This window comes from Streptomyces sp. NPDC002623 (assembly GCF_053592635.1).
This window is the reverse complement of record NZ_JBSFWB010000024.1, coordinates 138,196-148,947: the sequence shown is the minus strand read 5'-3', so window position 1 is coordinate 148,947 and position 10,752 is coordinate 138,196. Positions and strand designations below refer to the sequence as shown.

10 protein-coding genes and 1 pseudogene are annotated in these 10,752 nt (G+C 71.9%); 6 read left to right on the top strand and 5 right to left on the bottom strand.

Annotated elements, in window-relative coordinates:
- From ACWD4O_RS34835 to ACWD4O_RS34825, 3 genes and pseudogenes are all read left to right on the top strand, one after another.
- Nucleotides 1–159: pseudogene (locus tag ACWD4O_RS34835) on the top strand (sugar ABC transporter ATP-binding protein); the annotation flags it as partial.
- Nucleotide 160: 1 nt separating this feature from the next.
- A complete protein-coding gene (locus ACWD4O_RS34830) occupies nt 161–1,063 on the top strand; it encodes a sugar phosphate isomerase/epimerase family protein (RefSeq protein WP_451286119.1) in 903 nt (300 codons plus the stop codon).
- Nucleotides 1,064–1,231: 168 nt separating this feature from the next.
- Nucleotides 1,232–2,485, top strand: a complete 1,254-nt coding sequence (locus tag ACWD4O_RS34825; protein WP_451286117.1) for a serine hydrolase domain-containing protein — start codon at nt 1,232–1,234, stop codon at nt 2,483–2,485.
- Nucleotides 2,486–2,593: 108 nt separating this feature from the next.
- Here the strand turns inward: ACWD4O_RS34825 and ACWD4O_RS34820 are convergent, their stop codons facing one another.
- From ACWD4O_RS34820 to ACWD4O_RS34810, 3 genes are all read right to left on the bottom strand, one after another.
- Nucleotides 2,594–3,598 carry a Gfo/Idh/MocA family protein gene (locus ACWD4O_RS34820; RefSeq protein WP_451286115.1) on the bottom strand — a complete coding sequence of 335 codons (1,005 nt, stop codon included), beginning with the start codon at nt 3,596–3,598 and terminating at the stop codon, nt 2,594–2,596.
- 127 nt (nt 3,599–3,725) lie between these two features.
- On the bottom strand, nt 3,726–4,502 hold the full coding sequence (locus ACWD4O_RS34815) for an SDR family oxidoreductase (RefSeq protein ID WP_451286114.1): 777 nt from the start codon (nt 4,500–4,502) through the stop codon (nt 3,726–3,728).
- 13 nt (nt 4,503–4,515) lie between these two features.
- Nucleotides 4,516–5,688, bottom strand: coding sequence for a phytanoyl-CoA dioxygenase family protein (locus tag ACWD4O_RS34810; RefSeq protein WP_451286112.1), 1,173 nt, complete (start codon nt 5,686–5,688; stop codon nt 4,516–4,518).
- 116 nt (nt 5,689–5,804) lie between these two features.
- On the opposite strand from ACWD4O_RS34810, the gene ACWD4O_RS34805 reads away from it, so the two are divergent.
- Nucleotides 5,805–6,839 (top strand): LacI family DNA-binding transcriptional regulator, encoded by a 1,035-nt coding sequence (locus ACWD4O_RS34805; protein ID WP_451286110.1) that lies wholly within the window; start codon nt 5,805–5,807, stop codon nt 6,837–6,839.
- Between the two features lie 40 nt (nt 6,840–6,879).
- Here the strand turns inward: ACWD4O_RS34805 and ACWD4O_RS34800 are convergent, their stop codons facing one another.
- Together ACWD4O_RS34800 and ACWD4O_RS34795 are read right to left on the bottom strand one after the other, a co-directional pair.
- Complete coding sequence (locus ACWD4O_RS34800) at nt 6,880–7,554, bottom strand: hypothetical protein (RefSeq protein ID WP_451286108.1); 675 nt, start codon at nt 7,552–7,554, stop codon at nt 6,880–6,882.
- Nucleotides 7,555–7,705: 151 nt separating this feature from the next.
- Nucleotides 7,706–8,896 carry a Gfo/Idh/MocA family protein gene (locus ACWD4O_RS34795; RefSeq protein ID WP_451286106.1) on the bottom strand — a complete coding sequence of 397 codons (1,191 nt, stop codon included), beginning with the start codon at nt 8,894–8,896 and terminating at the stop codon, nt 7,706–7,708.
- Between the two features lie 147 nt (nt 8,897–9,043).
- Here ACWD4O_RS34795 and ACWD4O_RS34790 point away from each other — a divergent pair, with 147 nt between their 5' ends.
- Entirely contained in the window at nt 9,044–10,048 is a 1,005-nt protein-coding gene (locus ACWD4O_RS34790; protein WP_451286104.1) for a LacI family DNA-binding transcriptional regulator, read from the top strand.
- A 54-nt stretch (nt 10,049–10,102) separates the two neighbouring features.
- On the top strand, nt 10,103–10,660 hold the full coding sequence (locus tag ACWD4O_RS34785) for a hypothetical protein (RefSeq protein WP_451286102.1): 558 nt from the start codon (nt 10,103–10,105) through the stop codon (nt 10,658–10,660).
- Nucleotides 10,661–10,752: the final 92 nt, after the last annotated feature.

Here is a 10,752-nt window from a genome sequence, read left to right as displayed (position 1 = left end):
GTCAGCCTCGAAGAGCTCACCAACCACATGGCCGGCGGCACCGAACTCGCCGCCCTCAAACACGAGCTGGCCCAGGTCCGCGGCGTCGACGTCGAAGAGCTCCCGGAGGAGAAGGACCTCACCGCTCCCGTGGCGACCCCCGTAGAGGGGAAGTCCTGACATGACGAACGCGCTCGACCGCATCCGCGTCGGCTCGGCCCCCGACTCCTGGGGCGTGTGGTTCCCCGACGATCCCGGACAGGTGCCCTGGGAACGCTTCCTGGACGAGGTCGCCGAGGCCGGCTACTCCTGGATCGAACTCGGCCCCTACGGCTATCTGCCGACCGACCCGGCCCGGCTCACCGACGAGGTCGCCAAGCGCGACCTGAAGGTGTCCGCGGGCACGGTCTTCACGGGGCTGCACCACGGCCCGTCGGTCTGGGAGGACACCTGGGCGCACGTGAGCCGAGTGGCCGCGCTCACCCAGGCGATGGGCGCGAGGCACCTCGTCGTCATCCCGTCCTTCTGGCGGGACGACAAGACGGCCGAGATCCTCGAGCCGCCGGAGCTGACGGGCGAGCAGTGGGCGCACCTCACCAAGGGCATGGAGCGCCTCGGTCACGAGGTGAAGGAGACGTACGGTCTGGACCTCGTCGTCCATCCGCACGCCGACACCCACATCGACACCGAGGACCACGTCGAGCGCTTCCTGGACTCCACCGACACCGAACTGGTCAACCTCTGCCTGGACACCGGTCATTACGCCTACTGCGGCGGCGACAGCGTCCAGCTGATCGAGACCTACGGCGAACGCATCGGCTACCTCCACCTCAAGCAGGTCGACCCGGGGATCCTCGCCGAGGTCGTGCGCGACGGGGTGCCGTTCGGCCCCGCCGTGCAGCGCGGAGTGATGTGCGAACCGCCGTCCGGAGTACCGGAGTTGGAGCCGGTGCTGGTCGCGGCGCAGCGCCTGGGCGTCGAGTTGTTCGCGATCGTCGAGCAGGACATGTACCCGTGCGAGCCGGACCGGCCGCTGCCCATCGCGGTGCGGACCCGGAAGTTCCTGCGGTCCTGCGGGGCCTGACGCGCGCAGCGTGTCATCGGGCGTTCGTCACCGGGCGCGTCGCGCCGTCGTCGAGAGGCGACGGCGCGCCCGCGCTCGTATGGTGGGGGTGATGGGCCGCATGCGGCCCGTGCCCCCTGGTGCGGCTGTGGCCTGCGGCGCGAACCTCCTCGAGCGGGGAGCAAGCCCATGACACACCCGTACCTTCGACTGCGCAGAGGGGTCGTCGTCGCCATCGCGACGGGGGCGCTGGTGGTCCCGGCGGTGGGCGGGGCCGCGACGGCACTGCCGTCCTCGGCCGCCGGCGTCGCCACCGTCACCGAACCGCCCGCGCCGTCCTCCTCCGGGGACGGCGTCGTGGCACTCACCCCCGCCGTGCAGCAACAGGTCGACGACGCCGTCCAGCGGGTCATGAAGCAGGCGAACGTCCCCGGCGTCAGCGTGGGCATCTGGACGCCCGACAAGGGCCGGTACCTGAAGTCCTTCGGCGTCGCCGACAAGAGCACCGGTCGCGCGATGAACCCGGACCTGTTCATGCGGATCGGCAGCGAGACCAAGACGTTCACCGTCACGGGCCTTCTCCAACTGGTCGACGAGGGCAAGGTCGGCCTCGACGACACCATCGACGAGTACGTCGACGACGTGCCGAACGGGGACAAGATCACCCTGCGGCAGCTGGCCGGCATGCGCAGCGGGCTGTTCAACTACTCGGCGGACGAGGACTTCTTCAAGGCGCTGACGTCCGACCCGCAGCGGCCGTTCACCCCGCAGCAGCTGCTCGACTACTCCTTCAAGCACCCCGTGCTGTTCCAGCCGGGTGCGCAGTTCTACTACTGCAACACCAACCTGATCCTGCTCGGCCTGGTCATCGAGAAGATGAGCGGCCGGCCGCTGCACACTTACGTCCAGGAGCACATCCTGGACCCCGTGGGGCTGAAGGACACCCTCTTCCCGGTCGGCAACGAGTTCCCGACCCCGCACTCCCAGGGCTACACGAACCAGACGGCGACCGGGAAGGTCGAGGACTCGGCCGACTGGAACCCCTCCTGGGGCTGGGCGGCCGGCGCGATGATCTCCACGCTGGAGGACCTGCGGATCTGGGCGCGCACCGTGGCCACGGGCGTGCTGCCCGACGGCGACCGGATGATCAGCCCCGCCACCCAGAGGCAGCGGCTGATCACACCGCCCACCCCGATCCCGGGCGCCGGATACGGTCTCGGCATCTTCAACGTGCAGGGCTGGATCGGCCACAACGGCTCGCTGCCCGGCTACGAGTCGCTGACGATCTATCTGCCGTCCGCGCGGACGACCCTCGTCGTCGTGCTGAACACCGACATCGACTACAAGAACGAGGAGCCCAGCACCCTGTTCGGCGACGCGATCACGACGATCGTCTCCCCGAACCACATCTTCAACCTGCCGGCGCAACCGGCGGCGAGGTGAGGAACGCACCACTACGGGGCGTGCAGCGGCGCCGGTGAGCGGGGCCGGGTGGAAAGGGGCAGGGCGACCGGGGAGTTGTTGTGCGGCCCCGGTCGCCCTGCTGTGGGCTCAGGAGGACCGGACCTCCGCGATCGTCACCGGCCGGTGCTCGTGCAGGGACAGCGTGCACGCGTCCGCGATCCAGCCCGCCTCCAGGGCGTCCTCGACCGTGCAGGGCGAGGTGCGGGTGCCGGCCACGACCTCGGTGAACGCGGTGAGTTCGGCGCGGTAGGCGGCCGTGAAGCGGTCCATGAAGAAGTCGTGCGGGGTGCCCGCGGGGAAGGTGACGCCGGGCTCCACCGAGCGCAGCGGCAGCTTGTCCTCCAGGCCCACGGCGATCGAGTCCGTGAAGCCGTGGATCTCCATCCGGACGTCGTAACCGCGCGCGTTATGGCGGGAGTTGGAGACCACCGCGATCGTGCCGTCGTCGAGGGTCAGGATCGCGCCGGTGGTGTCGGCGTCGCCCGCCTCCTTGATGTACTCGGCGCCCCGGTTGCCGCCGACCGCGTACACCTCGGTCACCTCGCGGCCCGTCACCCAGCGGATGATGTCGAAGTCGTGCACCGAACAGTCCCGGAAGATGCCCCCGGAGGCGGCGATGTACGCGGCCGGCGGCGGGGCCGGGTCCAGCGTGGTGGAGCGGACCGTGTGCAGCTTGCCCAGCTCGCCCGCCTGCACGGCCGCCCGTGCGGCGACGAAGCCCGCGTCGAAGCGGCGGTTGTAGCCGATCTGGATGGGCACCGAGCTGCCCTGGACCGCCTTGAGGACCTCGACACCCTCGGCCATCGTCTTGGCGACGGGCTTCTCGCAGAAGACCGGGATGCCGGCCTCGACACCGGCCAGGATCAGCGCGGGGTGGGCGTCGGTCGCGGCGGCGACGACGATGCCGTCCACGCCGGCGGCCAGCAGGGCCTCGGGCGAGTCGACGACCTCGGCCCCGAACCGCTCGGCGGCGGCCTTGGCCGCTTCCGCGAACGGGTCGGTCACGACGAGCGACTCGACGACGTCGAGTCCGGAGAGGGTCTCGGCGTGGAAGGCGCCGATGCGGCCGAGGCCGAGGATTCCGATGCGCATGCGCTCCGCTGCTTTCGTGTGTGTTTTGGTTGCTGTCTGTTGCCGGGGCGCTGCCCCGGACCCCCGATCGCCCTTCGGGCTCGTCCTCAATCGCCGGACGGGCTCAAAGGAATCGCAGGGCGACCGTTCAGTCCAGGCCGCCCAGGACGTTCTGGTCCCAGTCGATCACTGATCCCGTGACCACGCCCGACCGGTCGGACAGGAGGAAGACCACGAAGTCGGCGATCTCGTCCGGCTGGCCGAGCTTGCCCATGGGCAGTTTCGCGGCGGCCTGCTCGCGCCAGTCGTCGCCCGCGCCGTGGAACGCCTTCTGCGTCGCGTCCTCGCCCTCGGTGGCCGTCCAGCCGATGTTGAGACCGTTGATCCGGACCCGGTCGAAACGGTGGGCGTGCGCCGCGTTGCGGGTCAGGCCGATCAGGCCCGCCTTCGCGGCGACGTACGGCGCCAGGAACGGCTGGCCGCCGTGCGCCGAGGAGGTGATGATGTTGACGACCGTGCCGGGCGCCTCGCGGGCCAGCATGTCGGCGACCGCCGCCTGCATGGCGAAGAACGGCGCCTTGAGGTTGATCGCGATGTGCTGGTCGAACAGCTCCGGGGTGGTGTCCAGGAGCGTGCCCCGGGAGGTCAGCCCCGCCGAGTTGACCAGGCAGTCGACCCGGCCGTAGGCGGCCACGGTCTCGGTCACCGCCGCCTTCGTCTGCGCGGCGTCCGTCAGGTCGGCCCGGACGAACAGCGCCGTGCCGCCCTCGGCGGTCAGCTCCTTCACCAGAGCCTCGCCCGGCTCCGGCCGCCGCCCGGTGACGGCCACGCGGGCGCCCTCGCGCACCGCGGCCCGCGCGATGGCCGCGCCGACCCCCTGGCTGCCGCCGTTGACGAGGACGACCTTGTCGTCGAGAAGTCCCATGCGGAAGATCCTTTCAGCTGATGCGCCGCTCGGCGCCGGCCCGCAGTTCGTCCCGGAGTGCCTGCGGGGTCCACTCCTCGTGCAGCGCCCGCCGTACGACGTCCGCCTGCGAGGGCGGGGCCATGCCGTCCACCGGCGGGTCGCTGTCGAGGTTGGTGGGAAACGGGTAGCCCTCGGCGCTCGCGGCGACGACCCGCTCCAGCCACTCCTCGCCCACGCCCTGCGCCCTGCGCTTCAGCAGCACGGGGAAGACCGCGTTCGCCACCGCCTCCCGGTCCACGGTCTCCATCGCGCGCCCGAAGGCCGAGGACACCTGGAGCAGGTTGGCCGCCCGGCGTACGTCGGTCGTGCGGTTGGAGCCCGCGGCGTGGAAGACGGCCGGGTTGAAGAAGGCCGCGTCGCCCTTGGCGAGCGGCAGTTGGACGTGGTGCTCGTCGAAGTACGCCTGGAACTCGGGCAGTCGCCAGGCCAGATAGCCCGGCTCGTAGACTTGCGAGTACGGCAGGTACAGCGTGGGGCCCGACTCCACCGGCATGTCGCAGTGCGCGACCGCGCCCTGGAGCGTGAGCACGGGGGAGAGGCGGTGCACATGCGCCGGGTAGGCGGCGGCCGCCTCGTTCGAGAGGAAGCCGAGGTGGTAGTCGCGGTGCGCGCTCTGCGCCGCGCCCCCCGGGTTGACCACGTTGACCTGCGAGGTCACCTGGTAGCCGGGGCCCAGCCAGGCCCGCGAGACCAGCGCGAGGACGTCGTTGGCGTAGTAGTCGGCGAACGCCTCCGGGTCGTACAGGGCGGCCTTCTCCAGGGCGTTCCAGACGCGGTCGTTCGCGCCGGGCTTCGCGAAGTGGTCGCCGGCGGTCGCACCCGAGGCGTGCTGCTCGGCGATCAGCGCGTCGAAGGCGGCGGTGAGCCGGTCGACGACCGCCGGGTCGGGGAACGCGCCCCGGAGGACGACGATCCCGGGACCGTCGGCCAGGGCCCGCACCAGCTCGGCGCGCAGCTCACGGCTCGTCCCGGCGGCAGCGGTGCGCAGGTGCTCGCTGTCGTAGACGAGGACGTTCCCCTCCACCGTCGTGGCGTGCGGGAAGTCGGCGAGGTCGGTCGTGCGCTCGACGAGCGAGCGGAACACGTCGAGATCGCAGTCCTGCTCGGTCAGCCAGGCGTGACCGTGCACGGAGGTGAAGGACATCGGCGTCCCTTCGATGACAATGGCGGCTCAGCCCTGCCATTCTTGTCATTACAAACCCGTCGAACAACCGGCAGAGGGCCGTCAAAAACCCCTCAAGGACCTCCGAGGAGCCTACTGTGGGCCATCCCTTCCCGCTCCGTGAGATCGCACGTCAGGCCGGTCTGAGCGAGGCCACCGTCGACCGGGTGCTCAACGGCAGGGGAGGGGTGCGCGAGTCCACCGCGCAGGAGGTGCGGCGGGCCATCGCCGATCTGGACCGTCAGCGCACCCAGGTCAGACTCGTCGGCCGCACCTTCATGATCGACATAGTGATGCAGGCGCCGGAACGGTTCACCACCGCCGTCCGGTCCGCGCTGGAGGCCGAGCTGCCCTCGCTGCACCCGGCCGTGCTGCGCTCCCGGTTCCACTTCCGGGAGACCGGACCGGTCCCGGAGCTGATCGCCACCCTGGACCGGATCGCCCGGCGCGGCTCCCAGGGGGTGATCCTGAAGGCGCCGGACGTCCCCGAGGTCACCGCCGCCGTCGGCCGGCTGGTGGCCGCCGGCATCCCCGTGGTCACGCTGGTCACGGACCTGCCCGCCAGCGCCCGCCTCGCCTATGTCGGCATCGACGACCGGGCCGCCGGGGCCACCGCCGCCTATCTGATGGGCCAGTGGCTCGGCGACCGCCCCGGGAATGTGCTCACCAGCCTGAGCAGCGGCTTCTTCCGCAACGAGGAGGAGCGCGAGATGGGCTTCCGCAGCGCGATGCGGGCTCGCCATCCCGAGCGCGCGCTCGTCGAGATCGCCGAGGGGCAGGGCCTGGACGCCACCCAGTACGACCTCGTCCGGTCCGCGCTGGAACGGGATCCGCAGATCCGCGCCGTCTACTCCATCGGCGGCGGCAACATCGCCACCCTGCGCGCCTTCGCCGACCTCGACCGCGAGTGCGCCGTGTTCGTCGCGCACGACCTCGACCACGACAACACCCGGCTGCTGCACGAGCACCGGCTGTCGGCCGTCCTCCACCACGATCTGCGCCATGACGTGCGCGAGGCCTGCCACACCCTGATGCGGGCCCATGGGGCGCTGCCCCCGGCGGGGCCCCGGCTGCCGTCGGCGATCCAGGTGGTCACCCCGTACAACATGCCGCCCCGGGCGACGGCCGGCTGATGCGGGCCGCCTCCGGGGCGCGGTCGTCGCTCGGCGGATCTCAGGGCCGGAGCGCCGGTGAGGCGCTCGCGCCCGCCAGGGTGGCGCGGGCCGCACTGCGGTACGTCGAGACGCCCACGGCCAGCAGCCAGTAGCTGAGGACGGCTCCCATCAGCGCCGTCGTGCCCCAGCCGTTCGCCGCGTAGAAGAACGCGGGGTCGTTGCCGAAGAACAGCGACGGCACGAAGGCCAGGTTGATCGCGGCCAGGACGTACGCCGAGCGTGCGGTCCAGCGCGGCAGCAGCCGGGTGCGCGAGACGGCGTGGCCGAAGGCGGTCAGGAACAGCGCCAGCATCAGACGCGAGATCGACCCGTACAGGATGTAGGTGCCGCTGACGTCGATCGTCGGGTCGATCGGGTGGTCGGCGTCGATGACCGCACCCGCCTCCAGGCCCATCGAGACCAGGGTGACGACCGCGTAGACGAGGCCGGTGGAGAAGGCGAGCGAGCCGACCCACCGATGGGCGGGGCCGACCCGCTCGACCAGGTCCCGCAACGCCGTCACGAACACGACCACCGACGCCAGCGCGACGATCCCGATGAGCAGCCGGGACAGCACGTTGGCGTCCGGCGGCGGGCCCGAGTACACGAAGTACAGCGGAACCTGGACGATGAGGGCGAGTGCGGCGACGACGGCGGCGAGACCGGTCAGGCGCCGGGCTACGACTTCGGACATGGGTGTCCCCCGAGTTCTCGGTACGGCGGATTCGGTGTCGGCGTGCCTTTTCGTGCTTGCCGACCCTTGAAGCCTGCCGTCTTCGGGGCGCGCGGTCCCTGGGCCTGAGAACCGGAACGGGGGTGGTCCTACCGCCACCCCCGGGCCTGGCCTACGGGTGCACGTCCACCCAGGAACGGCTCTCGGCGGACCGGGTCATCGCCTCCAGCACGGTCGCGCTGTGCACCGCGTCCGCGAGCGTCGCCCCGTGCGGGACGCCCTCGGCGATCGACCGCAGGAACCGGTACGCCTCGACGACCTTGAGGTCGTCGTAGCCCATGGCGTTCGCCGCGCCCGGCTGGAAGGCGCCGAACTCGCCGTCGCCCGGGCCGACGTACACCGTGCTGACCGGCTGGTCCTGGTACGTCGTGCCCCGGCTGACGCCGAGCTCGTTCATCCGCCGGAAGTCCCAGAACACCGCGCCCTTGGTGCCGTGCACCTCGAAGCCGTAGTTGTTCTGCTCGCCGACCGAGACCCGGCAGGCCTCCAGCACGCCCCGCGCGCCGGAGGCGAAGCGCAGCAGACAGTTGACGTAGTCCTCGTTCTCGACCGGGCCGAGTTCGCCGCCGGCCGCGCGGCTGTGGCCCGCCGTCGCTCCCGTCGGGCGGGCCCGCTCGGGGACGAAGACCGCCGTGTCGGCCGTCAGGGAGGCGATGTCGCCGAGCAGGAAGCGGGCCAGGTCGGCGCCGTGCGAGGCCAGGTCGCCGAGGACTCCGCTGCCGCCCCGCTCGCGCTCGTAGCGCCAGGTCAGGGCGCCGTCCGGATGGGCCGCGTAGTCGCTGAAGAGGCGGACGCGGACATGGGTGACCGTGCCGAGCTCGCCGGAGGCGATCAGATCGCGGGCCGTCTCGACGGCGGGCGCGTTGCGGTAGTTGAAGCCGACCGCGCCCTGGACGCCGGCCTTGGCCACCGCGTCCGCGACCGCCCGGGCGTCCTCGGGGGTCAGGCCCACCGGCTTCTCGATCCAGATGTGCTTGCCGGCCTCGGCCATCGCGACGCCGATCTCGCGGTGCAGGAAGTTCGGCGCGGTGATGCTGACGGCCCGCACGCGCGGATCGGCGACGACCTCGCGCCAGTCCCGGGTGGTGGCCGTGAAGCCGAACTGGTCCGCGGCCTCCTCCGCCCGGCCGGGCACCTCCTCGGCGACGGTCACGAGCCGGGGGCGCAGGGCGAGCTGCGGATAGTGGTGCCGGACGCGGGCGTACGCCTGGGAGTGCACCCGACCCATCCAGCCGAACCCCACGACGGCGACCCCGAGCGAATCCAACGCATCCACCGAATCCACCGGTTCCACCGCATCCATCGACTCGACCATGACTGACAGCCCCTCTTTGGACCGGTCCATTTTCTGTCCAGGCCACCCTGCGGGCGGTCTCCCGAGGATGTCAAGGCTTCCCGGTGCCCTTTGAGCCCTTTGACAAGCCCAGGCTCGCATGGAACGGTCCACTGCATGAGACCGCCGACCATCCGCGACGTCGCCGAGCGGGCCGGAGTGTCCAAGTCGCTGGTCTCCCTCGTGCTCCGCGGCTCCGACCAGGTGCGCGCCGAGAAGCGGGAGGCCGTCCTGCACGCCGTGCGCGAACTGGGCTACCGGCCCAACGCGGCGGCGCGCAGCCTCAGCGAGCAGCGCACCCGCACGATCGGCGTCCTGCTGCACGACCTGCGCAACCCCTGGTACGTCGATCTCCTGGACGGCCTCAACTCGCTGCTGCACGCCGGCGGCCTGCACATGCTGCTCGCCGACGCCCGCCTGAACCGGCACGTCGGCCAGGATCCGGCCGGGCCCTTCCTGGACCTGGGGGCGGACGGGCTGGTCGTGGTCGGCACGCTGCCCGACCCGGCGGCCCTGGAGGCGGTCGCCGCCCGGATGCCGGTGGTGGTCGCCGGGGCCCGGGAGCCGGTGCCGGGCGGGGTCGACCTGGTCGCGAACGACGACGAGCACGGCGCCCGTCTGGTCACCGAGCACCTCGTCGCACTCGGGCACCGCCGGATCGCCCACCTCGCGGGGTACGGCGCCGTGGCCGACCTGCGCCGACGCGGCTTCGAGACCACGATGCGGGCCTCGGGACCGGCCGAGGGGGCGCTGGTCGAGGCGGGGGACATGACCGAGGAGGGCGGCTACCGGGCGACGGTGCGGCTGCTGGCCCGCGCCGACCGGCCCACGGCCGTGTTCGCCGTGAACGACATGACGGCGGTGGGGGTGCTGTCGGCGGCCGAGGAACTGGGCCTGCGGGTGCCGCGCGACCTGTCCGTGGTCGGCTACGACAACACCAGCATCTCCCGGCTGCGTCATCTGTGGCTCACGACCGTCGACGGCGCCGGCCGTGAGGTCGGCCGCCGAGCCGCCCGCTGCCTCCTCGACCGTCTCGACCGGCCCGGGGGAGCGGGACGGGTGCACCTGGCGACGCCGACCCTCGAGGTCCGGGGGACGACGGGACCGCCCCGCACGGACTGAGCGCGCCCCTCGTCCGCCTGGCGGGCCGCCCGGGACCGGGTGATCGTGGAGCGCATGGCGGATGACACCGCGGCGGTGGACGGACCGCACCCGCACGAGCCGCATCCGGATGAGCCGCACCCGCACGAGCCGCACCCGCACGACACCCGTGAGGCTCTCCTCTTCGGCGGGGTCTACGGCGCGGTCCTGGCGAGCTCGATGGTGGCCGCCCTCAGCACGTACGGGCACGCCTCGCGGGGCAGCCGTCGCTACGACGCCGTCTGGCTGCTGGTGACCGCCCTGGCCTCCGCGCTCGCGCACGGCTACGCCCACTACATCGCCGAGCGCGCCCCGCACCGCCGCGGGGACGCATGGCGCACCCTCGCGCTGGAGTGGCCGCTGGTCGCGGCCGTGCTGCCGACCGTCGCGGTGCTCGCGGGGGCGGGCTGGGGCTGGTGGCCGGCGAACGGGGTGGAGTACCCGGCGTTCGCGCTGAACATCGGCCTGCTGTTCACCCTGGGCCTGGTCACGGCCCGCTGGGCGCACCGCCCGTGGGCGGTCGCGATACTGATCGGTGCGCTGGACGCGCTGCTGGGCGTGATCGTGGTCGTCGCGAACGCCGTCATCAAGTGATGCCGTCGTCGCGCGGCGCGGCCATAGGGTGACGCGGTCGTCGAGCAGCAAGTCCGTGCACGGCAGTCATCCATGTCCCTAATACCTCAGAC